The 22,736-nt window shown below is 69.5% G+C and carries 20 protein-coding genes and 1 tRNA gene; 10 read left to right on the top strand and 11 right to left on the bottom strand.

What is annotated here, in order from left to right; genetic code table 11:
• Positions 1–9: 9 nt before the first annotated feature.
• Together ACWH49_RS25545 and ACWH49_RS25540 are read left to right on the top strand one after the other, a co-directional pair.
• Positions 10–1,188, top strand: a complete 1,179-nt coding sequence (locus ACWH49_RS25545; protein WP_448173990.1) for an ABC transporter substrate-binding protein — start codon at positions 10–12, stop codon at positions 1,186–1,188.
• Positions 1,189–1,309: 121 nt separating this feature from the next.
• On the top strand, positions 1,310–2,869 hold the full coding sequence (locus ACWH49_RS25540; protein ID WP_448173989.1) for a methyl-accepting chemotaxis protein: 1,560 nt from the start codon (positions 1,310–1,312) through the stop codon (positions 2,867–2,869).
• Here ACWH49_RS25540 and ACWH49_RS25535 read toward each other — a convergent pair.
• Genes ACWH49_RS25535 through ACWH49_RS25505 form a run of 7 tightly spaced genes read right to left on the bottom strand, consistent with a single transcriptional unit; the run spans position 2,866 to position 10,908 of the window.
• The gene (locus ACWH49_RS25535; RefSeq protein ID WP_448173988.1) at positions 2,866–3,339 is read right to left on the bottom strand and encodes a thioesterase family protein; all 474 of its coding nucleotides are present in this window, start codon (positions 3,337–3,339) and stop codon (positions 2,866–2,868) included. The two genes, ACWH49_RS25540 and ACWH49_RS25535, sit on opposite strands and share 4 nt — an antisense overlap.
• On the bottom strand, positions 3,336–4,472 hold the full coding sequence (locus ACWH49_RS25530; RefSeq protein WP_448173987.1) for an acyl-CoA dehydrogenase family protein: 1,137 nt from the start codon (positions 4,470–4,472) through the stop codon (positions 3,336–3,338). The genes ACWH49_RS25535 and ACWH49_RS25530 overlap by 4 nt, the downstream gene beginning before the upstream one ends.
• Positions 4,469–6,448, bottom strand: a complete 1,980-nt coding sequence (locus tag ACWH49_RS25525) for an acetyl/propionyl/methylcrotonyl-CoA carboxylase subunit alpha (RefSeq protein ID WP_448173986.1) — start codon at positions 6,446–6,448, stop codon at positions 4,469–4,471. Before ACWH49_RS25525 ends, ACWH49_RS25530 begins: the two co-directional genes overlap by 4 nt.
• Positions 6,445–7,251, bottom strand: coding sequence for an enoyl-CoA hydratase/isomerase family protein (locus tag ACWH49_RS25520; protein WP_448173985.1), 807 nt, complete (start codon positions 7,249–7,251; stop codon positions 6,445–6,447). Before ACWH49_RS25520 ends, ACWH49_RS25525 begins: the two co-directional genes overlap by 4 nt.
• Positions 7,252–7,253: 2 nt before the next feature.
• Positions 7,254–8,408 (bottom strand): acyl-CoA dehydrogenase family protein, encoded by a 1,155-nt coding sequence (locus tag ACWH49_RS25515; RefSeq protein ID WP_448173984.1) that lies wholly within the window; start codon positions 8,406–8,408, stop codon positions 7,254–7,256.
• 17 nt (positions 8,409–8,425) lie between these two features.
• Positions 8,426–10,039: an acyl-CoA carboxylase subunit beta gene (locus ACWH49_RS25510; RefSeq protein ID WP_448173983.1), complete on the bottom strand. Its 1,614-nt coding sequence runs from the start codon at positions 10,037–10,039 to the stop codon at positions 8,426–8,428.
• Between the two features lie 2 nt (positions 10,040–10,041).
• On the bottom strand, positions 10,042–10,908 hold the full coding sequence (locus ACWH49_RS25505; RefSeq protein WP_448173982.1) for an SDR family oxidoreductase: 867 nt from the start codon (positions 10,906–10,908) through the stop codon (positions 10,042–10,044).
• A gap of 96 nt (positions 10,909–11,004) precedes the next feature.
• Between ACWH49_RS25505 and ACWH49_RS25500 the strand changes: the two genes are divergently transcribed.
• Both ACWH49_RS25500 and ACWH49_RS25495 read left to right on the top strand, forming a co-directional pair.
• Positions 11,005–12,210, top strand: coding sequence for an acetyl-CoA C-acetyltransferase (locus ACWH49_RS25500; protein ID WP_448173981.1), 1,206 nt, complete (start codon positions 11,005–11,007; stop codon positions 12,208–12,210).
• Between the two features lie 2 nt (positions 12,211–12,212).
• Positions 12,213–14,351 carry a 3-hydroxyacyl-CoA dehydrogenase NAD-binding domain-containing protein gene (locus tag ACWH49_RS25495; RefSeq protein ID WP_448173980.1) on the top strand — a complete coding sequence of 713 codons (2,139 nt, stop codon included), beginning with the start codon at positions 12,213–12,215 and terminating at the stop codon, positions 14,349–14,351.
• Between the two features lie 52 nt (positions 14,352–14,403).
• On the opposite strand, the gene ACWH49_RS25490 is transcribed toward ACWH49_RS25495, so the two are convergent.
• Entirely contained in the window at positions 14,404–14,703 is a 300-nt protein-coding gene (locus ACWH49_RS25490; protein ID WP_448173979.1) for a c-type cytochrome, read from the bottom strand.
• 116 nt (positions 14,704–14,819) lie between these two features.
• Here ACWH49_RS25490 and ACWH49_RS25485 point away from each other — a divergent pair, with 116 nt between their 5' ends.
• Entirely contained in the window at positions 14,820–15,221 is a 402-nt protein-coding gene (locus ACWH49_RS25485; RefSeq protein ID WP_448173978.1) for a TIGR04438 family Trp-rich protein, read from the top strand.
• Between the two features lie 24 nt (positions 15,222–15,245).
• Here the strand turns inward: ACWH49_RS25485 and ilvD are convergent, their stop codons facing one another.
• Positions 15,246–16,946, bottom strand: coding sequence for a dihydroxy-acid dehydratase (gene ilvD / locus ACWH49_RS25480; protein WP_448173977.1), 1,701 nt, complete (start codon positions 16,944–16,946; stop codon positions 15,246–15,248).
• 90 nt (positions 16,947–17,036) lie between these two features.
• On the opposite strand from ilvD, the gene ACWH49_RS25475 reads away from it, so the two are divergent.
• The 4 genes from ACWH49_RS25475 (at position 17,037) to ACWH49_RS25460 (ending at position 19,687) form a co-directional block, all read left to right on the top strand.
• Positions 17,037–17,996, top strand: a complete 960-nt coding sequence (locus tag ACWH49_RS25475) for a LysR family transcriptional regulator (protein WP_448173976.1) — start codon at positions 17,037–17,039, stop codon at positions 17,994–17,996.
• Between the two features lie 20 nt (positions 17,997–18,016).
• Positions 18,017–18,814 carry a prolipoprotein diacylglyceryl transferase gene (lgt, locus tag ACWH49_RS25470; protein WP_448173975.1) on the top strand — a complete coding sequence of 266 codons (798 nt, stop codon included), beginning with the start codon at positions 18,017–18,019 and terminating at the stop codon, positions 18,812–18,814.
• Positions 18,815–18,839: 25 nt separating this feature from the next.
• A complete protein-coding gene (dnaQ, locus tag ACWH49_RS25465) occupies positions 18,840–19,553 on the top strand; it encodes a DNA polymerase III subunit epsilon (RefSeq protein WP_448173974.1) in 714 nt (237 codons plus the stop codon).
• Between the two features lie 59 nt (positions 19,554–19,612).
• Positions 19,613–19,687, top strand: a tRNA-Val gene (locus ACWH49_RS25460).
• 14 nt (positions 19,688–19,701) lie between these two features.
• Here the strand turns inward: ACWH49_RS25460 and ACWH49_RS25455 are convergent.
• Together ACWH49_RS25455 and ACWH49_RS25450 are read right to left on the bottom strand one after the other, a co-directional pair.
• Positions 19,702–20,493: a sterol desaturase family protein gene (locus tag ACWH49_RS25455; RefSeq protein WP_448173973.1), complete on the bottom strand. Its 792-nt coding sequence runs from the start codon at positions 20,491–20,493 to the stop codon at positions 19,702–19,704.
• Positions 20,494–20,577: 84 nt separating this feature from the next.
• Complete coding sequence (locus ACWH49_RS25450) at positions 20,578–21,333, bottom strand: PEPxxWA-CTERM sorting domain-containing protein (protein ID WP_448173972.1); 756 nt, start codon at positions 21,331–21,333, stop codon at positions 20,578–20,580.
• 264 nt (positions 21,334–21,597) lie between these two features.
• Here ACWH49_RS25450 and ACWH49_RS25445 point away from each other — a divergent pair, with 264 nt between their 5' ends.
• Positions 21,598–22,701, top strand: a complete 1,104-nt coding sequence (locus ACWH49_RS25445) for a PKD domain-containing protein (RefSeq protein ID WP_448173971.1) — start codon at positions 21,598–21,600, stop codon at positions 22,699–22,701.
• Positions 22,702–22,736: the final 35 nt, after the last annotated feature.

Genomic DNA, 22,736 nt, shown 5'->3' with positions numbered 1-22,736 from the left:
AGACAGACGATGAAGACCGTTCTCACATTCACCGCCGCGGCAATGGCGCTGGCGACGAGCGCTGCCTTTGCGCAGTCCAAGGCCCCGCCGCAGGGCGTGAGCAAGGACGAGATCGTCGTCGGGTCGATCCAGGACCTGTCCGGCCCGATCGCCGGCTTCGGCAAGCAGGTGCGCAACGGCATGCTGCTGCGCGTCGACGAGATCAACGAGCAGGGCGGCATCAACGGCCGCAAGATCAAGCTGATCGTCGAGGATTCGGCCTACGACCCGAAGAAGGCGGTGCTGGCGGCGCAGAAGCTGGTCAACCAGGACAAGATCTTCATCATGGTCGGCCACATCGGCACGGCGCAGAACAACGCGGCGATGCCGGTGCAGTTCGAGAAGAACGTGATCAACTTCTTTCCGGTGACTGCGGCGCGCGAGATGTACGAGCCGTTCAACCGCCTCAAGTATTCGTTCGCGGCGACCTACTACGACCAGATGCGTGGCGCCGTGCCCAGGCTCGTGAAGGAGAAGGGCGCCAAGAAGGTCTGCACGATGTACCAGGACGACGAGTTCGGCCTCGAGGTCGTGCGCGGTGGCGAGGCGGGCCTCAAGACCATGGGCATGGACTTCGTCGAGAAGACCAGCTACAAGCGCGGCGCGACCGACTTCTCGTCCCAGGTGGCGCGCATGAAGGCGGCGGGTTGCGATTTCGTCGTGCTCGGCACCATCATCCGCGAGACGATCGGGGCGATCGCCGAGAGCCGCAAGACCGGCTTCAGCCCGACCTTCCTCGGCTCCAGCGCCGCCTACACCGACCTGATCCACAAGCTCGGCGGCAAGGCGATGGACGGCCTGTACGCGACGATGACGGTGCAGAACCCCTACCTCGACGACGCCTCGAAGGCGATCAGCTTCTGGGCCGCCAAGTACAAGACCAAGTTCAGCGAGGACCCGACCGTGTTCTCGGTCTACGGCTACAACGCGATCGACGCGTTCGCGGTCGCCGCGGCCAAGGCCGGCGCCGGGCTGAACACCGACAGCTTCATCAAGGCAATGGACAGCACCAGCTTCGCGAGCGACATGTTCGGCAGCGCGCCGGCGACGTTCACCGCGACCAAGCGGCTTGGCAGCGACGTGTCGCGCCTGTCGCAGTTGCAGGATGCCCGCTGGAAAGTGATGTCGGAGTACTTCAAGCCGCAGTGAGGCGCAGGCAGCCTTCCGTCACCTTTTCGATAATTGCGGCTCAGGACACGCGGAAGGCTGCCGATAGGACATGAGGCGCGCCGCAGCGGCGCGGCCTCGTCAACCGTCCTGGAAGCCTCGAATGAATTCTCTGCGTACCTGGTTGCGCCGCCTGACGATCAAGACCCGCATGCGCAGTGCGGTCGGCCTCGGGCTGGGTCTGTTCCTGCTCGTCGGCGCCGTCGTGCTGGCCGGCGGGGCGCACTTGAAGGCGCTGAACCGCGACCTGGTCGCGCAGGCGGTCACGCAGCAGCGGCTCGTCGGCGATTTGCGCGGGGCCCTCGGCGACGTGCGCCGCTGGGAAAAGGACATGGTCATCAACTACGAGGACGGCGTCGCCGTCCTGAAGGCGCGCGAGGCCTGGGCGGCCTCGATCGCCGCGGCGCGCAAGGGCCTCCAGACGCTGCTGGCGACCCAGGACGACGCGAACGCGCGCCAGGCGCTGGAGCGGCTCGACGCCTACGCCAAGGCCTCCGAGCCGGTGCTGCAGCAGATCCAGAACGGCGCCTTCGACACGGCCAAGGTGGCCGACAAGATGCTCGGCAAGGCCAAGGAACACGTGACCGCCGTCGAGCGCGCACTCGATGCGGTGTCGACGGCGCTGAACGCCGAGGAGGCGGCGGCCCAGGCGCGGTTCGACCGCACCATCCTGCTCGTGCTGGCCGGGTTCGCGGGGGCGCTGGGCGTCGCCGTCGTCGTGATCGTGCCGCTGACGCTGGCGAATACCGCGTCGATCGTCGGCCCGATCCGCGCCGCCAGCGAGGCCGCGCAGGTCATCGCCGACGGCGACCTGACCCAGTCGATCGACACCGAGGGCAGCGACGAGCTCGCCGACATGCTGCGCTCGCTGGCGCGGATGCAGGCGGCGCTGCGCGTGCTCGTCGGCGAGGTGCGCAGCACCAGCGACAGCATCGGCACCGCCAGTGCCGAGATCGCCACCGGCAACCAGGACCTGAGCTCGCGCACCGAGCAGACCGCGTCGAACCTGCAGCAGACCGCGTCGTCGATGGCGCAGCTGACCGACACCGTCAAGCAATCGGCCGATTCGGCGCGCCAGGCCGATCAGCTGGCCCGCTCGGCGGCCGACGTGGCGGCCCGCGGCGGTGCGGTCGTCGCCGAGGTTGTGACGACGATGGAACGCATCAACGCCAGCTCGCGCAAGATCGCCGACATCATCGGCGTGATCGACGGGATCGCGTTCCAGACCAACATCCTGGCGTTGAACGCGGCCGTCGAAGCGGCGCGCGCGGGCGAGCAGGGCCGCGGCTTCGCGGTCGTCGCCGGCGAGGTGCGCAGCCTGGCGCAGCGCTCGGCGGCGGCGGCGCGCGAGATCAAGGGCCTGATCGGCGATTCGGTCGAGAAGGTGGCGGGCGGCTCGCGTCTGGTGACCGATGCCGGACGGACGATGCAGGAGATCGTCGGCTCGGTGCAGCGCGTGAGCGACATCATTGCCGAGATCACGTCGGCGGCGTCGGAACAGAGCGACGGCATCGGCCAGGTCAATGGCGCGGTCGGACAGCTCGACCAGATGACGCAGCAGAACGCCGCGCTGGTGGAGCAATCGGCCGCCGCGGCCGAGAGCCTGCAGGCGCAGGCGGTGACGCTGGCCCGTGCGGTCGGCGCGTTCAAAGTCGCCGCCTAGGCGACGATGTAGGCGGCGGCGCCGGTGCTGACCAGCGTGCCCTTCGCGTCGATGAATTCCATCCGCGTCGAGGCCAGCCGGCTGCCCAGCCGCAGCACCGAGGCGCGCGCCGTGAAGCGCGGGCCGATCGCGGGCCGCAGGTAGTCGATCCGCAGGTCGATCGTGCCGAGCTTGCCGAAGCGGGCCAGCCGGGCGTCGACCGGTTCGTCGAGATGGCGCGCGCCGATCGCGGCCATCACCGCGAGGCCGGCCATCGCGTCGAGCGTCGCGCTGATCACCCCGCCGTGCAGGCGATTGTGGGTGAAGTGGCCGATCAGCTCGGGCCGCATCTCGATCTCGCCGGCGACCGCCGCCGCCTCCATCGACGTGATGCGCAGGCCGAGCAGCCGGTTGAAGCTGATGCGCTCTTCGAACATCAGTGCCAGCTGCGCGACGAAGGGCGGATCGAAGATCGACGAGGTGATGGTCATACGCCCAGCTGGCGCGCCGCCAGTTCCTTCATGATCTCCTCGGCGCCGCCGCCGATCATCATCACCTTGACCTCGCGGTAGATGCGCTCGCTCCGGGTGCCGCGCATGTAGCCCATGCCGCCGAGGATCTGGACCGCGGCGTCGGCGCACCACTGCATCGTCTGTGTCGCGTGGTTCTTCAGCAGGCACAGCTCGGCGATCCAGTCGGCGTCGGTTTCGCCGGCGTCGAGGCGGTCGACCATCGCGTGCAGCCAGGCGCGCGTGCTCGCCAGGCGCATCTTCATGTCCATCAGCTTGTGGCGCGTGACTTGGTGCTCGACCAGCGGTGCGCCGAAGGTCTGGCGCTGCCGCGCCCAGTCGAGTGCCTCGTCGAAGCAGACCTGGGCGAACGCGGCCGCGCCGGCGGCCATCAGCAGGCGCTCGCCGTTGAAGTTCTCCATGACCATGCGGAAGCCGGCATTCTCGTCGCCGATCAGGTGATCGAGCGGCACGCGGCAGCGGTCGAAGTGCAGCTGCGCGGTGTCGCTGCACCACCAGCCCATCTTCGCGAGCGGCGTGCGCGTGAGGCCGGGCGTGTCGCCGGGCACGGCGATCAGCGAGATGCCGGAGGCCCCGTTGCGGCCGGTGCGCACGGCGAGCGTGATCCAGTCGGCGCGCAGGCCGGAGGTGATGAAGGTCTTGTCGCCGTCGACGACCCAGTGGTCGCCGTCGCGGCGCGCGGTGCAGCGCAGCCGCGCGACATCGGAACCACCCGACGGCTCGGTGATCGCGAGCGCGGCGATGCGCTCGCCGGCCAGCACGCCGGGGACGACGCGCTGCTTCAGCGCGTCGCTGCCGTGCGCCAGGATCGGCGGCAGCCCGATGTTGTGGGAGAACAGGCTCGCCATCAGCCCGCCGCTGCCGGCGCGGGCGATCTCCTCGGTGGCGATCACGCGGAACCAGGTGCCCGCCGGCGTGCCGCCGTACGCCTCGGGGTAGCCCAGGCCGAGCAGGCCGAGCTGCGCGGCCCGGCGGTACAACTCGCGCGGGAAGCTGCCCGCCTCGTCCCACGCGTTGATGTGCGGCACGATTTCCGCGTCGACGAACGCGCGCACGTTGTCGCGGAACAGCGCGTGGTCGGGGTTCCGTGTCATCGCGCGATCTCGATCAGCACCTGCCGCGCGCCGACCTGGTCGTCGACCCGGGTGTGCAGCGCACTCACCGTGCCGTCGAACGGCGCGATGATCTGGTGCTCCATCTTCATCGCCTCCATCACCAGCAGCAGTGCGCCGGTCTGCACGGTGGCGCCGGTGACGGCATGAACCTGGGTGACGCGACCGTGCATCGGGGCGCGCAGCGCACCGGCCGTCGCGGTCTGCGCGCCTTGCGTGCCGATCAGCCGCAGGTCGCGCAGCGCGGCCTCGGCGCCATCGCACAGCCACCAGGAGTCGTGGTCATCGTGGACGCAGCGGGCCGTGACCGGGCGGTCGTCGACGAGCGCGCTCACGGTGGACCGGCTGTCTCGAACGAGCCCGGCCAGCGTGTGCGTCGCGTCCCCGCACTGCGCGACCAGCATCCCGGGCGAGCCCGTGAGCCGCCAGGTCTCGGCCGCTCCGTCGACCTCGACCGGCGCGAGCGTGTCGACCCAGTGCGACGAAGTCCAGCCGGCCCACAGCATCGGCAGCGCGGCCGGCGGCAGCAGGGCATGGGTCGCCGCGGCAAGGGCGCGCAACCAGGAGGGCGCGGCGTCGGTGCGCGCGGCGTCGTCGCCGAAGTGCTGGCCCAGGAACGCGGTGGTGACGTCGTCGCGGGCGAACGCCGGATGGCGCAGCACGCGCGCGAGGAACGCGCGATTGGTCGTGACGCCGAGGCAGGTGGTCCGATCCAGCGCGTCGGCGAGCTGGTGGAGCGCGGCGCCTCGGCTCGTGCCGTGCGCGACGACCTTCGCGAGCATCGAGTCGTAGAACGGGCTGACGCTGCAGCCGGTGGCCAGCGCGTGGTCGCAACGGACTTCGCGCGGTGGCTGCCAGTGGTGCACGGTGCCGGACTGCGGCAGGTAGCCGTGGGCCGGGTCTTCGGCGCACAGGCGTGCCTCGATCGCGTGGCCGCCGGCCTCGAAGCGGGTCAGCGCGTCGTCCTGCGTCAAGGGCAACGCTTCGCCGGCGGCGATGCGCAGCTGCCACTCGACCAGGTCGACCCCGACCAGCGCCTCGGTGACCGGGTGCTCGACCTGCAGCCGCGTGTTCATTTCCATGAACCAGAACGCGCCGCGCTCTTGCCCCTGGCTGTCGAGCAGGAACTCGACCGTGCCGGCGCCAACGTATCCGACCTCGCGGGCGACCGCGACGGCGACTTCGCCCATGCGCCGGCGCAGCGCCGGCGACACGGCCGGTGACGGCGCCTCCTCGATCACCTTCTGATGGCGGCGCTGCACCGAGCAGTCGCGTTCGCCGAGGTGGATCACCCGGCCGTGGGTGTCGGCGAAGACCTGGATCTCGACGTGGCGCGTGTTCAACAGCGCGCGCTCGATCAGCAGCCGGGCATCGCCGAACGCGGCCCGCGCTTCGGCGGCGGCGGAGGCGAGCGCGGCATCCAGCGCCGCGGCGTCGAGCACGAGGCGCATGCCCCGCCCGCCGCCGCCCGCACTGGCCTTGACCATCAGCGGGAAGCCGGTGCGCAGCGCCGCGTCGCGCAAGGCCTCGGGCCGCTGGTCGTCGCCGTCGTAGCCGGGCAGCACCGGCACCCCGGCCGCGGCCATGCGCCGGCGCGCGCGCGACTTGTCGGCCATCGCGCGCATCGCGGTCGGCGGAGGGCCGACCCACACCAGGCCGGCGTCGATCACGGCCTGGGCGAATTCGGCGTTCTCCGACAGGAAGCCGTAGCCGGGGTGCACGGCTTCGGCGCCGCTCGCCCGCGCGGCGCCAAGCAGCTTGTCGATGCGCAGGTAGGAATCGGCGGGCCGTTCGCCGCCGATGTTCATCACCACGTCGCAGCCCTGGGTGTGCGGCGCGTGCCGGTCCGCCGCGGAGGCGACCGCGACCGTCTTCAGGCCCATCGCGCGTGCGGTCCGGGCGACCCGCGTGACGATCTCGCCGCGGTTGGCGATCAGCAGCGAATCGAAGCGCGTCATCGGTTCCCCTCGTCCGGCCGCACGACCCACGCCGCAGGGCGCTTGCCGGTCAGCGCCGCGAGGCCTTCGGCAGCGGTGCCGCTGCGCAGCGCGTGCGCGAAGGCTCGCGCGGCGTGATCCAGCGTGGCCGCCAGCGGCTCGCTGCGGCGGCCCTGCAGGATCGCCTTCGTCGCGCGCAAGGCGGCCGGTTCGGCGCGCCCGAGTTCGGTGAGCAACGCGGCGAGCCGCGCGTCGAGCGCGGCACCCTCATGCACTTCATCGGCGAGGCCGCAGGCCAGCGCCTGCGGCGCCGACAGGCGCCGGCCGGTGAGCAGCAGACGCAGCGCGGCAGGGTGGCCGAGACGTGCGGCGATGAACGGCGCGATCTGCGCCGGCGGCAGGCCCAGCGTGACCTCGGGCGTGCCGAACTGCGCGGTGGCGCTGGCGAGCACGACATCGCAGCCCGCTGCGAGCCCGGCGCCACCGCCCATGGCCGCACCCTCGACGACCGCGATTGTCGCGACCGGGCTGGCCTGAAGACGCTCGAGCAACGCGCCGAAGCCGCGGTTGAAGCCGATGATCGGATCGATGCCATCCGACGGCACCGGCTGCGCCATCAGCGCGCGAAAGCCGCTGAAGTCGCCGCCGGCGCAGAACGTGCCGCCGGCGCCGCGGATCACCAGCGCGCGGGTGTCCGCGTGCGCCTCGGCGAGCGCCAGCGCGTCGGCGAGGCGCGTGACCATCGCGTCGCTCAACGCATTGCGCGTGGCCGGCGCATCGAGCGTCGCGAAGACGAACGCGCCGCGCTGGTCGATCCGGAGCATGTCTAGCGCTTCCCGGGCAGGGTGTGCATGAACTTGCTGATGATCCCGAGCATCACCTCGTCGGCCCCGCCGGCGATCGACGCGAGGCGGCCGTCGCGGTACATGCGCGAGACCCGGTTGTCCCAGGTGTAGCCCATGCCGCCCCAGTACTGCATGCAGCTGTCGGGCACGGTGCGCAGCAGGCGGCTGGACTTGAGCTTGGCCATCGACGCCCATTCGGTCACGTCCTTGCCGGCGATGTACTGCTCGGTGGCCATGTAGACCAGGCCGCGCAGGGATTCGATCTCGGTCTTCAGCTCGGCCAGCTTGTAGTGCACGACCTGGTTGTCGAGCACGCTCTTGCCGAAGATCTGGCGCTCGCGGGTGTACTCGATCGTCTCGTCGATGCAGTTGGTCAGGCCCTGGATCGCGTTCGCGGCCGCCCACAGGCGCTCCTCCTGGAACTGCATCATCTGGTAGGTGAAGCCCATGCCCTCCTGGCCGATGAGGTTGCGCTGCGGCACGCGCACGCCGTCGAAGTGGATCAGCCCGGTGTCGCTGGACATCATCCCGATCTTGCGGATCTTCTTCGCGCGCTCGACGCCGGGCGCGTTCATCGGCACCATGATCAGGCTCTTGTTCTTGTGCGCCGCGCCTTCCGACGTGTTCGCCAGCACGCACATCCAGTCGGCCTGCAGCGAGTTGGTGATCCACATCTTGCCGCCGTTGATCACGTAGTCGCCGCCGTCCTTCTTCGCGGTGGTCTTGATGCTCGCCACGTCGGAGCCGGCGCCGGGCTCGGACACGCCGATGCAGCCGACCGCGTCGCCGCTGATCGCCGGCGCGAGGAACTCGCGGCGCAGCTCGTCGGAGCCGAAGCGGGCGAGGGCGGGCGTGGCCATGTCGGTCTGGACGCCGACCGCCATCGGGATGCCGCCGCAGTCGCAATACCCGAGCGCCTCGGCCATCACGACCGAGTACGAGTAGTCGAGCCCCATGCCGCCGTAGTCGGTGGGCTTGGTCAGTCCGAGCAGGCCCAGGTCGCCGAGCTTCTTGAACACCTCGTGCGCGGGGAAGGCCTCGGCCGCCTCCCATTCGTCGACGTGCGGGTTGATCTCGTCCTCGATGAAGCGCTTCAGCGTGCGGCGGATCTCTTCGTGCTCGTGGGTCAGTTGCATGGGGGTCTCCTGGATGTTCAGGCGCGTGCGACGCCGAATTGCATCGGGTTCAGCGTGCGTCGTTGGGCCTCGTCGCACAGCGCCAGCGTCAAGGCGAGTACGCGGCGGGTGTCGCGGGGGTCGATGAGGCCGTCGTCGAGCAGCAGCCCCGAGGTGTAGAACGCGTGCATCTGGCGCTCGAAGGTCTCGACGATCTTCGCGCTCATCGCGGCGAGCTTCGCTTCGTCGACCGGCGCGCCCTTGCGGGCTGCGCCCTCGCGCATCACGATCTCCATCGTGCCGGCGGCCTGTTGCGGGCCCATCACGGCGGTGCGCGCGGTTGGCCAGCTGAAGACGAAGCGCGGGTGAAAGCCGCGGCCGCACATGCCGTAGTTGCCGGCGCCGAACGACGCGCCGCAGTGGATCGTGATCTGCGGCACCGTCGCGTTGGACAGCGCCTGGATCTGCTTGCTGCCGTGCTTGATCATGCCGGCGCGCTCGGCCTCGGTGCCGACGATGAAGCCGGTCGTGTTCTGCAGGTAGACGATCGCGGTGCCGGTCTGGCAGCAGCTCTGGATGAAGTGCGTGACCTTGGTGCTGCCGGCCGGGTCGAGCGGGCCGTTGTTGGTGACGATGCCGACCCGGGTGCCGGCGATGGCCGCGTAGCCGCAGACCGTCGCTGGCCCGTAGTCGGGCTTGAATTCGAGGAAGTCGGAGCCGTCGACGATGCGCGCGATCACGTGCCGCATCTCGACCGGCTTCTTCATGTCGGCCGCGAACAGCCCGAGCAGGTCGTCGGCATCGAATTTCGGCGGCGGCCCGTCGGGCCACATCGCCTGCGGCTGCCAGCCCAGCGCGCCGACGAGTTCCCGCGCAAGGCCGAGCGCGTGCGCGTCGTCGTCGGCCACGTACTCGGCCAGGCCGGAGACGGTCGAATGCATGTCGGCGCCGCCGAGCGCCTCGTCGGTCGCGATCTCGCCGGTCGCGGCCTTGAGCAGCGGCGGGCCGGCCAGGAAGGCGCGGGCGCGGCCGCGCACCATGATCACGTGGTCGGACAGGCCGGTCATGTACGCGCCGCCGGCGGTCGATGACCCATGCACGACCGCGATCACCGGCAAGCCGGCCGCCGACAGCCGCGCCAGCATGTAGAACGCGCTGCCGCCGTGGATGAACTGCTCGACCCGGTAGTTCATCAGGTTCGCGCCGGCCGATTCGACCAGGTGCACGAAGGGCAGGCGGTTCTCGAGCGCGATCGCCTGCGCACGTTGCAGCTTCTCGAGTCCGCGCGGCTGGAGTGCGCCGGCATCGATGCCGGCGTCGTCGGCGACAAGCATCACGCGCGTTCCGCTGATCACGCCGATGCCGCAGACCGTGCCGCCGCCGGGGATCGACTTCTCGGGGTCGGGCACGTCCTGCAGCCAGCCGGCGAGCGTGGACAGCTCGAGGAACGGCACGCCCGGGTCGAGCAGGCGCGCGACCCGCTCGCGCGGCAGCAACTGGCCGCGCCTGTCGAACAGCGGCTGGGCGCGCGCGCTGGCTGCGCGGGTGCGGGCTTCGAGCGCGCGCCACTGCTCGATCAGGCCGAACGCGTGGGCGCGGTTGGCGGCGAAGGCTTCGCTGCCGGTGTCGAGGCGAAGATCGAGCGTCGGCATGCTCAGCCTTGAAGTACCTTCGGCGTCGTCGCGAGGTGGAAGCCGTCGAACGGCTCGGTGCTGCCGCCGGCGCCGACTTCGGGCCAGATGCGCTTGGCGTTCGGCGCGGCGCCGTCGACGCGCAGGCACGCGCCCGAGATGAACGATGCCGCCGGCGAGAGCAGGAACACGATCGCCGCCGACACCTCGCTCTCGGTGCCCAGGCGCTGCAGCGGCACGAGCTTCTTCATGCCGCGGATCGTGTCGCGCATCGCCGGCGGGTACTGGTCCATGCCGCTCGACGCGATCCAGCCGGGGGCCACCGCGTTGACGCGGATCGGCGCCCATTCGAGCGCGGCCGTCTCGGTGAAGTTGAGCATGCCGGCGCGCGCCGCGCCGGAGTGACCCATGCCGGGCATGCCGCCCCAGATGTCGGCGATGATGTTGACGATCGCGCCGCGGGCCGCGTCGCCCATCCATTGCGTCACGCACTCGCGCGCCATCAGGAAGCCGCCGGTTAGGTTGTTGCGCACGACCGCGTCCCAGCCCTTCGCGCTGATCGCCGCGAGCGGCGAGGGGAACTGGCCGCCGGCGTTGTTGACGAGCCCGTCGATGCGGCCGTGATGCGCGAGCACGTGCGTGACCGTGGCGCGCACGGCGTCTTCTTCGCGGATGTCGCAGACGTGCGTCGAGCACACGCCGCCCGCCGCCTCGATCTCGGCACGCACCGCATCGAGCTTCTCGGCCTTGCGCCCGACGATCGCGACCGCCGCGCCGAGTGCGGCGAGTTCGTGCGCGGTGCAGCGGCCGATGCCCGAGCCGCCGCCGGTCACGATCACGACGTTCCCGGCAAACAGGCCGGGCTGAAAAACCGATCGATAGGAACCCATCCGCGGCCTCGAAAACAATTCAACCAAGCACTTGCTTGGTAAGTTGCCGGGGAGTTTGCCTCTGGCCATAATGGACTGTCAATTGGAGACCTCACCATGCCAAACGCGATGATCTTCGACGCCGTGCGCACGCCGCGCGGCAAGGGCAAGAAGGACGGAAGCCTGCACGAGGTCAAGCCGGTCGATCTGCTCGCCGGCCTGCTGACCAAGCTGCAGAAGCGCCTGGACTTCGACCCGGCGCAGCTCGACGACGTGGTGATGGGCGTGGTCTCGCCGGTCGGCGAGCAGGGCTCGGTGATCGCGAAGACGGCCGCGCTGAAGGCGGGCTGGGACTTCAAGGTCGCCGGCATGCAGATCAACCGCTTCTGCGCCTCCGGCCTGGAGGCGGTGAACCTCGCGGCGCAGAAGGTCGCGAGCGGCTGGGAGGACATGGTCGTGGCCGGCGGCGTCGAGAGCATGTCGCGCGTGCCGATCGGCGCCGACGGTGGCGCCTGGGCGCAGGACCCGGCGACGAATTTCGCGACCGGCTTCGTGCCGCAGGGCATCGGCGCCGACCTGATCGCGACGCTCGCGGGCTGGGAGCGCGACGATGTCGACCGCTATGCGCTGACCTCGCAGCAGCGTGCCGCCGCGGCGCAGGCGGCCGGGCATTTCGACCGTTCGGTGCTGAGCGTCGACGACGACATCGGCCTGGCGGTGCTCGAGCGCGACGAGTTCATCAAGCCGCGCACCACGCTGGAGGGCCTGGGGTCGCTGAAGCTCGCGTTCGATGCGCTCGGCGCGATGGGTTTCGACGCCGTTGCGCTGGCGCGCTATCCCCAGGTCGAGCGCATCCGCCACGTGCACACGGCCGGCAACTCGTCCGGCATCGTCGACGGTGCGGCCGCGGTGCTGATCGGCAGCGAGGCGAAGGGCCGCGAAATGGGCCTGACCCCGCGCGGACGCATCGTCGCGACCGCGCTGTCCGGCGCCGACCCGACCATCATGCTGACGGGGCCGATGCCGGCCACCCGCAAGGCGCTCGCGAAGGCGGGGCTCACCATCGACGACATCGATTTGTTCGAGGTCAACGAGGCGTTCGCGGCCGTGCCGATGCGCTTCATGCTCGAGATGGGCGTGCCGCACGAGAAGGTCAACGTCAACGGCGGCGCGATCGCGCTGGGCCACCCGCTCGGCGCGACGGGCGCGATGCTGGTCGGCACGCTGCTCGACGAGCTGGAGCGGCGCCAGCTGAAGCGCGGCCTGGTCACGCTCTGCGTGGGCGGCGGCATGGGCATCGCGACCATCGTGGAGCGGGTGTGACCATGGAAACCTTGCGCTACGAACTCGCCGACGACGGCATCGCGACCCTCACCTTCGACGAGTCCGGCTCGCCGGTCAACACGATGAAGCTGCAGTGGCAGCATGATCTCGCCGAGGCGACCGACTGCCTGGTGCGTGACAGTGAGAAGATCAAGGGCGTGCTGCTGGCGTCGGCCAAGAGCACGTTCTTCGCCGGCGCCGAGCTGAAGGGCGTGTTGAAGCTGAAGGCCGCGGACGCAGCCGGCGGATTTGCGCAGATCGAGGCCTTGAAGCGCAGCTTTCGCCGGATCGAGACGCTCGGTCGGCCGGTCGTCGCGCTGTTGAACGGCGCCGCGCTCGGCGGCGGCTGGGAGGTCGCGCTGGTCGCTCACGCGCGTTTCGCGCTCGACGACCGTAAGATCCAGTTCGGCATGCCGGAGGTGTCGCTCGGCCTGATTCCGGGCGCGACCGGCATCACCAAGACCGTGCGCCTGCTCGGCCTGCAGGCCGCGAACCCGCTGCTGCTCGAAGGCAAGCTGTTCGGTCCGCGCGAGGCGCTCGAAATGGGCCTGGTCGACGGCCTCGGCGACAGCGTCGAGAGCCTGCGCGCGCAGGCGCTGGCGTGGATCGCCGACCACCCGGACGCGATCCAGCCCTGGGACCGCAAGGACTACAAGATGCCCGGCGGCACGCCGAGCAACCCGAAGATCGCCGCCGGCCTGGTCGTGGCGCCGGCCATGCTGGCGCAGAAGACGCGCGGGCTGTACCCCGCGGCGCAGGCGATCCTGGAGGCGATGGTCGAGGGGGCGATGGTCGACTACGACACCGCCACCCGGATCGAGAGCCGCAAGCTCGCGAAGACGATGGTCACCCAGACCACGAAGAACATGGTGAGCGCGTTCTTCTTCGACATGAATGCGGTGCGCTCGGGCAAGTCGCGCCCGAAGGACGTGCCGAAGTGGAAGCCGTCGAGGATCGGCGTGCTCGGCGCCGGCATGATGGGCGCGGGCATCGCGCACGCGGCGGCGTCGCGCGGCATCGCCTGTGTGCTGAAGGACGTGGACGCCGACAAGGCACGCGCCGGATACGAGGCGGTGCGCAAGGTGACCGCGCCGGCGGTCGCGAAAGGGCGGATGACCGAGGTGCAGCAGGCGCAGCTGCTGAACCTGATCACGCCGACCGGCGACGCGGCCGACCTGGCGGGGTGCGACCTGATCATCGAGGCGGTGTTCGAGCAGCGCGCCCTGAAGGCCGTCGTGACGCGCGAGGCCGAGCCGATGCTCGCCCCGGGCGGGGTGTTCGCGTCGAACACGTCGACGCTGCCGATCTCCGGCCTGGCCATGGCGAGCGCGCGGCCGGACAAGTTCGTCGGGCTGCATTTCTTCTCGCCGGTGCACAAGATGAAGCTGGTCGAGATCATCCGCGGCGCGCAGACCGACGACGAGACGGTGGCGAGGGCGTTCGACGTCGTCACCGCGCTCGGCAAGCTGCCGATCGTGGTCAACGACTCGCGCGGTTTCTTCACCAGCCGGGTGTTCGGCACCTTCGTGATGGAGGGGGCCGCGATGCTCGCGGAGGGCGTGCCGGCGCCGCTGATCGAGCACGCGGCGCTGGCGGCGGGCATGCCGGTCGGCCCGCTCGCGGTGCTGGACGAGACCTCGCTGGCGTTGTCGGTCCACGTGCTCGACCAGACCCGCGCCGATCTGGCCGCCGAGGGAAGGCCGTACGAGGCCGGGGCCGGCGAGCTGCTGGTCGAGCGCATGGTCAAGGAACTGAAGCGCCCGGGCCGCGCCGCGGGCGGCGGCTTCTACGACTACCCGAGCGGGTCGGCGAAGCGGCTGTGGCCGGAGCTGCGCGCGCTGTTCGAGAGGCCGCAGGCCGTGCCCCCGTCGATCGACCAACTCCGACAGCGCCTGCTCTACCGCCAGTCGATCGAGACGGCGCGCTGCCTTGCCGAGGGCGTGCTGACCAGCACCTTCGAAGCCAACATCGGGTCGATCTTCGGCATCGGCTTCCCGGCCTGGACGGGCGGTGCGATGCAGTTCATCGAGTCCGAAGGGCGCGAGACCTTCATCGCCAACGCCGCTGGCCTGGCCGCGCGGCACGGCCCGCGGTTCGCGCTGTCGCCCGACGTGGTCGAGCGGATCCGGCAACTGCCCTGAGCGCATGAAAAAGGCCCCGCGTGCGGGGCCTTCTCGTGCTGCGCGTGGAGGCTTATTTCAGCGTGAGGATCCAACCGACCAGCTGCTTGGCTTCCGCTTCGCTGACCTGCGGGTTCGCCGGCATCGGGATGTTGCCCCACACGCCGGTGCCACCCTTCATGACCTTGGCGGCCAGCTTGTCCGCCGCGTCCTTCTGGCCGGCGTACTTGGCGGCCACGTCCTTGTAGGCCGGGCCCAGCACCTTCTTGTCGACCGCATGGCACGCCATGCAGTTCTTCTTCTGGGCCAGATCGGCCTGGGCGAACACCGGGCCTGCGACGGCGGCCAGCAACAGAACTGCGAGTGATTTCATGTCTTGTTCCACCCCTGCGGGCGCCTCAATTGGACTACATTGCGCTCAACGCATTGTAGCGGTGGACGGTTGACGCCCGGGCTGGGGTCGGGCGCCGTCGACGCGAAAGGATCGAGATGTTTTTTGTCGTTCTGGGGTGTTTGCTGCTTGGCATGAAGTACTTCGAGCTCGGGCCCGTCACCGCCTGGCCGTGGTGGCTGGTGCTGGCCCCGTTCGGTCTGGCGGTGCTGTGGTGGTGGTATGCCGACGCCTCGGGCTACACCAAGCGCCGCGAGATGGACCGCATGGAAGAGCGCAAGGCCGAGCGCCGGCGTACCTCAATGGAGCGGCTGGGCCTCAAGTACCGCAGCGCGGACAAGACCGACCGCCGGGCGCAAAAGGCGCTCGAAGCCCGCCGGCGCGAGATCGAGAAGATCGAAGGCAAGCGCACCGCCAAGCGGATGAAGGACCGTGACTCGATCCTCGGCAGCCGCTTCGACAGCCAGCAGGACGCCAGCCGCCCCGGCAAGACCGACTGAGCGCCGGGCCGCCGGGTCCGGGGATCAGCCGTCGCCGTCGAGCACCGCGCCGGTGCTGGCGCTCGATGCATTGCGCGCGAACTTCGCCAGCACGCCACGGGTATAGCGCGGCGCCGGCGCCTTCCAGGACTGGCGGCGCCTGGCGAGCGCGGCGTCGTCGACATTCAGCTGCAGCGTCAGCGTGTGGGCGTCGATCGTGATCGAGTCACCCTCGACGATCAACGCGATGTTGCCGCCCGCATAGGCCTCCGGCGCCACATGACCGACGACCATGCCCCAGGTGCCGCCCGAGAACCGCCCGTCGGTGATCAGCCCGACCGACTCGCCCAGCCCCTGGCCGATCAGCGCGCCGGTCGGCGCGAGCATCTCCGGCATGCCGGGCGCACCCTTCGGGCCGAGGTAGCGCAGCACCATCACGTCGCCCGCGACGATCTTCTTCGCCATGATCGCGGCGAGCGCCGACTGCTCGTCGTCGAACACGCGCGCCGGGCCGGTGATCACCGGGTTCTTCAGGCCGGTGATCTTGGCCACGCAGCCTTCGGGCGACAGGTTGCCCTTCAGGATCGCCAGGTGGCCGTGGTCGTACATCGGCTTGTCGATGGTGCGGATCACGTCCTGGTCGGCGCGCGGCACGTCGGGGATCGCGGCGAGGTTCTCGGCCACCGTCTTGCCGGTGATCGTGACGCAGTCGCCGTGCAGCAGGCCGGCCGCCAGCAGCGTCTTCATCACCTGCGGGATGCCGCCGGCGCGGTGCAGGTCGACCGCGAGGTACTGGCCCGACGGCTTCAGGTCGCACAGCACGGGCACCTTCTGGCGCACGCGCTCGAAGTCGTCGATCGTCCACTCGACGCCGGCCGCGTGCGCGATCGCCAGGAAGTGGAGCACCGCGTTGGTCGAGCCGCCGGTGGCCATGATCACCGCCACCGCGTTCTCGAGGCTCCTGCGAGTGACGATGTCGCGCGGCTTCAGGTTCTTCTTGACCGCCTCGACCAGCACCCGCGCGGCCTCGGTCGTGTGGGCGACGATCTCGTCGTGCACGTTGGCCATCGTGCTCGAGAACGGCAGGCTCATGCCGAGCGCCTCGAACGCCGAACTCATCGTGTTGGCGGTGTACATGCCGCCGCAGGAGCCGGTGCCGGGGATCGCACGGCGCTCGATCTGGCAGAAGTCCTCCTCGCTCATGTTGCCGGCGCTGAACTGGCCGACTGCCTCGAACACGCTGACGATGTTCAGGTCCTTGCCCTGGTAGCGGCCCGGCAGGATCGTGCCGCCGTAGACGTAGATCGCCGGCACGTTGGCGCGCAGCATCCCCATCATGCCGCCGGGCATGTTCTTGTCGCAGCCGCCGACGACGAGCACGCCGTCCATCCACTGGCCGCCCACGCAGGTCTCGATGCAGTCGGCGATCACCTCGCGCGAGACCAGGCTGTACTTCATGCCCTCGGTGCCCATCGCCATGCCGTCGCTGATCGTCGGCGTGCCGAAGATCTGCGCGTTGCCGCCGGCGGCCTCGATGCCGGCCACCGCGGCGTCGGCGAGCTTCTGCAGCCCGGCGTTGCACGGCGTGATGGTCGAGTGGCCGTTGGCGACGCCGATCATCGGCTTCTTGAAGTCGCCTTCCTCGTAGCCCATCGCGTAGAACATCGAGCGATTCGGGGCGCGCGCGACGCCCTCGGTGATGTTGGCGGAACGGCGGTTGATCTTCTTGTCGGCGGCGTCGGTCATGGCAGGGTCTCCTTCGGAGCCGCAGAGTATCCGGTCCCGGCCGGATCACTGTCCAATAGATATCAAAGGTCTTGTTGATATGCTGCGCGGATGAGCGAATCGGAACCGACGATCGAGTTGCGCGTCTGGCGCCAGTTCCTCACGTTGGCGCAGACGCTGCACTTCGGCCGCGCGGCGCTGCAGCTGCACATCACCCAGCCGCCGCTGACGCAGGCCATCCAGCAACTCGAGCAGCGCCTGGGCGCGCGGTTGTTCGAACGCACCCGGCGCAGCGTCGCGCTGACGCCGGCCGGGGCCGCCCTGGTCGAGCCGGCGCGCCAGTTGCTGCTGCAGGCGGCGGCGCTGCAGGCGCGGGCGCGCGACGCGGCCGCCGGCGACATCGGGCTGGTCCGGCTGGGGTTCATCTCCACCGTCGGCTTCGGCCCGTTGCCGCTGTGGCTGCGGGCCTTCCGCGCGCAGTGCCCGGGCATCGCGGTCGAACTGATCGAAGCCACCAGCGACGTGCAGGCGCGGGCATTCGAACGCGGCGAGATCGATGCCGGCTTCATGCTGCATGCGCCGGGGCAGTCGCCCGACCTGCCGTCGACGCCGGCGCGCGCGCAGCGGCTTTCGCTCGGCGTGGAGGCGCTGGTGCTCGCGCTGCCCGAGGGCGCGACCTGGGCAACCGGCCGTCGGCTGCGGCCGCGCGACGTGCTCGACCAGCCGCTGGTGATCTTCCCGCGCAGCGCCACTCCGTCGCTGTACGACGCGGTGCTCGCGTTCTACCAGCGTCACGGCGTCACGCCGGCAATCGCGCAGCAGGCCACGCAGATGCAGACGATCGTCAACCTGGTGTCCGCCGGCCTGGGCATCGCGCTGGTGCCGCAGGCGGTCACGCAGTTGCAGCGCCCCGGCGTCGTGTACCGGCCGCTGCCCGCGTCGCTCGCCGCCGACGCGCCGCGTGCCGAGACCACGATGTTCTGGGCCGCGCAGCCGGCCCCGGCCGTCGAGCGCTTCGTGGCGTTCGTGCGCGGCGTGCTGGCGCAGCCGCTGGGTTATCGTTCGCGCTGATTTTTCTGAACGACTTGTCGATGCTTCATTACCCTCAGTTCAATCCGGTCGCGCTGCAGATCGGCCCGGTGGCGATCCACTGGTACGGGCTGACCTACCTGGTCGCGTTCGGCCTGTTCGCCTACCTCGGTGCGCAACGGGTCAAGCTCGCGCAGTTCGCGAGCCGGCACTGGTCGCGGCGCGACATCGAGGACCTGCTGTTCTTTGGCGTCCTCGGCGTGGTGCTCGGCGGGCGCCTGGGCTACGTGCTGTTCTACAAGCCGGGCTATTACGCGGCGCACCCGCTCGAGATCTTCATGGTGTGGAAGGGCGGCATGTCGTTCCACGGCGGCATGCTCGGCGTGCTGGTGGCGATGGCGCTGTTCGCGCGCACCCGCGGGCGCCAGTTCCTCGACGCCACGGACCTGATCGCGCCGTGCGTGCCGCTCGGGCTGGCGTCGGGGCGGATCGGCAATTTCATCAACGGCGAATTGCCGGGCCGCGTCGCCGACCCGAGCCTGCCGTGGGCGATGGTCTATCCGAACGCCGGGCCGCTGCCGCGCCACCCGTCGTCGCTGTACCAGTTCGCACTCGAAGGGGTGCTGCTGTTCGTCGTGCTCTGGTTCTATGCGCGGCAGCCGCGCGGCCTGGGCCAGGTCTCGGGGGCCTTCCTGTTCGGCTACGGGGTGCTGCGCTTCATTGCCGAATACTTCCGCGAGCCGGACGACTTTCTGGGCCTGCTCGCGCTGAACCTGAGCATGGGCCAGTGGTTGTGCGTGCCGATGATTCTGGCCGGCATCGCGATGTGGGTCTGGGGCCGCGGCCGCCAGCCGCGCTGAAGTGACGGGCTCCTAGAATCCTTCGATGCGCCAGATCTTCCTCGACACCGAAACCACCGGCCTGAATCCCGAATCCGGCGACCGCATCATCGAGATCGGCTGCGTCGAGATGCTCAACCGGCGCCTGTCCGGCCGCAACCTGCACTTCTACGTCAACCCCGAGCGCCCGAACCACGAGGACGCGGTCAAGGTCCACGGCCTGACGGACGACTTCCTCGCCGACAAGCCGCGCTTCGCGGCGGTCGTCGACGAGTTCCTCGAGTACGTGGACGGCGCCGAGATCGTGATCCACAACGCCGCGTTCGACGTGGGCTTCCTGAACGAGGAGTTGCGGCGCCTGGGCCGGCCGAAGTTCCCGGGCTTCGTGCGCCAGGTCACCGACAGCCTGGCGATGGCGCGCGAGTTGTTCCCGGGCAAGGCGAATTCGCTCGACGCGCTGTGCCGCCGGCTCGAAGTCGACAACTCCAACCGCTCGCTGCACGGCGCGCTGATCGACGCGGCGCTGCTCGCCGAGGTCTACATCCGCATGACGCGCGGCCAGAACGCGCTGGTGATCGACACCGGCGAGGGCAGCGCGAGCGGCAGCGTCATCGAGGCGATCGACTTCAGTGCTTTCGTGCTGCCGGTGATCCTGGCCAGCGAGGCCGAACTCGAGGCACATGCCGCGGTGCTGGGCGAGCTCGACAAGGCCAGCGGCGGCAAGACGGTCTGGCGGCGTCTCGAGGCCGCTGTGGCATAATCCAAGGCTGTCCGGCGCGTGCCCCACACCACGCCGAACACGCGACATCTTCGCGAACAGGGCGGTTAGCTCAGGGGTAGAGCACAACATTCACACTGTTGGGGTCGGGGGTTCGAAACCCTCACCGCCCACCATCACGGACCGATCGTCAGCGCCTGAACGGCGCCACCAATTGTCGCCAGATCGACGGCGGCGTCGGTTTGTCGATGCCATAGGCCGCGGGCCATTCGCGTGGCAGGTGCAGCGTACCGAACAGCCGGTCGATCCATGGAAACATCGTCGCGTAGTTGCGGTCGAGCGGGCCGTGGCGGGTGTGGTGCCAGTGATGGAAGGCTGGCGTCGTCACCATGTGTTCCAGCACGCCGAAGCGCCAGCGCAGATTGGCGTGGATCAGGAAACCCCAGACGGTCGTCACCAACGCGAACGCGATCGATTGCGCGTGGCCGTCCTGCACCTGCAGCAGGCCCGATGCGTACACTGGCACCAGCCCGCACAGGCGGACGAATACCATGTCGACCGGATGCGCACGGGTGTTGCAGAGCCAATCCAGGTGTTCCGGTGCGTGGTGCGTGGCATGGAAGCGCCAGAGCAGCGGCCACGCGTGGCTCCAGCGATGGCCCCAGTACATGCCGACCTCGGCGAGCACCAGCGCCAGCGTCCAGCGCGCGGGCGCGGGCAGGGCCGCGGCCCAGGTCTGCCAGGCCGCCGGCATCGTGCGGTGGAGGGCGGTGGCGAGCAGCGCCATCGGCGGCGCAATCAGCGCGGCCGGCAGCAGGCTCGAAAGAAAGTAGTAGCCGATGTGCGTCGGCGTTTCCGCGCGCCACCACCGTGCCGGCCGAACGGCGAACAGCCGCTCGAGCGGAATGAACACGGCGCTCAGCAGCGCCAGCCAGACGCCGAGTCGGGCCACGTCGACGAGAAGGTGTTGGAGCGTTTGCATCGAGCAGGGCGGAAACGGGAACGCCGGGCGGCGCGCTGGCGTGGCCCGGCGTGAGCGTCGGAACTGGTCCGACGGGGTGGGGACTCAGTTGTTGCGCTTGCGGAGCATGAAGCCCATCGCGCCGACGCCGGCCAGCAGCATCGCCCACGACGACGGTTCCGGCACGGCCGGGACGGTGCTGTCGACCAGGGACACGCCGTCCAGCAGCGAGACCGGCGGCAGGCCCGTTGGCGTGCCGACGGCCAGGAACGACAGGATCTGGCTCGTGCTGCTCGCGGTGAAGGTCATCGACTGGCTGATCCAGTCGGTGAAGCCGTGCGTGGTGTTGGTGATGATCGTGGAATCCCGGGTCTGGTTGCCGAAGGTGACGCGCCAGCTGTCGGTCGTGTTGCCGAACTTGTCGTCTTCCTGCGCACCGGCCATCAGGAACGACAGCGTGTAGGTGTGGCCGACGGTCAGGCCGCTGATGGTCTGGCTCAGCACGGCGCTGAAGCCCGGGTCGCCGTCGATCGCGATGAAGTGACCGCCGTCGCTGCTGTCCTTCGCGTTCAGACTTGCCATGACCCAGTATGGATCCTGGTCGTCCGTGCCGGTGGCGCCTGTCGTCGTGGCCGCCGCAGCCGAATAGTAGACGGCAGCGAACTTGTACGCGGCGCCCGCGAAGGTGCCCGTGTAGTTCACGGTCCAGCCGGGCAAGTCCGAGTTGGTGATGACCGACGACGCGGTGATGCCGCTCGTGGTCTCGAAGCTGCCGTTGGTGACCAGGTTCTGGGCCGAAGCGGACAGGCTGGTGATCAGCAGACCGGCGGCGATGCCGATGGCGGAAAGGACTTTGCTCATGGTTTCTAAGTTCAGGTGAAGTTGCAGTCGACCCGCAAGGCTGCTGCGGGACGTGACGGTTTGTAACTTAGGGGGGTCGGCGTGTCGCACGCGAATGTCCGTTCTGGGACAGTCGAGGGACGAGTCGGTCGTGATGCGCAACTCTGTCGGGCCGCCGTCTCGGCGCAGAGACACAGCCCCGAGTTGGGGGGTTGCACGGGTCAGCGCACGCGTGCGACATCGGTAATCTGTCGCTCGTCGGTAACACGTCAACGCATAGTCGTGATGTCCTACATGCAACAAGCGCTTGATTGGGCGATATTTCCCACAGTTCGCGTGCAGGCCAACGCGTCACCTACAGGGATAAAGATGATGAACAACAACTGGTTCCGCGCCTTGGCGCTCGTGCCGTTTCTGGGCTTGGCGGCGTGCGGCGGCGGAGGCGGTGGCGGCGGCTCGAGCATTGCCGACACCACGCCGATCGCGAATTTCGCACTGGCGTGCAGCGACCTCACCTGCACCTTCACCGACACCAGTTCCGATGCCGACGTCGGCGATGGCGTCGCTTCCTACAGCTGGGATTTCGGCGATGGCTCTGCGGCGTCAACCGTCGCCAGTCCGGTTCATGCGTATGCTGCGGCTAACACTTACAGCGTCTCGTTGACCGTTACCGACAAGTTCGGCCTGAAGTCGACGCTCACCCGGTCCGTCACTGTCACGGCAGCGCCCGCGCCGGCCGCGCCGCATGCCAATTTCACCGTCAGCTGCACGGCGCTCACCTGCGTGTTCAACGACACGAGCACCTTCGACGCCGGCAGCGTCTTCCAGTCGCGCAGCTGGGACTTCGGCGACAGCACTGCCACCGCATCCGCGGCCACCACCACCCACGCCTACGTGACCGCCGAACTGAAGACGTACACCGTAAGGCTCACGGTCACCGATGCGGCCGGCAAGGTCAGCACCAACACGCAAAGCATCCCGGTCTCGCCGCCCGCCACCTCGTTGAACTGCACCGGAGGGAATTGCTCGCTGTTGCTGGCCCAGGCGTCGAAGGTAACGGCAACCCTCGTCAGTTCATCTTGCTCCGCCCACGGCAATGTCGTGAACCTGACCGCGCCGGTGCAGCAGACGTTGTTCGGCGACGGCTGCTTCAATGCGATCGGTACTGTCGTGGCCTTGAACGGCGGTGCCACCTTGCCGATCAACACCGAACTCCAGTTCGCGGTGCTGTCCGGCTTGTCCGGCACGTCCAAGCTGGCGTATCCGCCGACGATCCGCGTCGCCGGCGACTTCGCCAGCGGCTGGACGCTGACCTTCGACGACGGCTTCGGCGGTCCCGGCGAACCCGACTTCAACGACGTGGTCGTGCTGATCAAGGCCACGCCCTGATCGACTCGACGCGGCGGCACGCCGCGTAGACTTCG

Source organism: Rhizobacter fulvus, from assembly GCF_964020785.1.
Note: the sequence above shows the minus strand (reverse complement) of the source record. Positions and strands in the feature narration are given on the sequence as shown.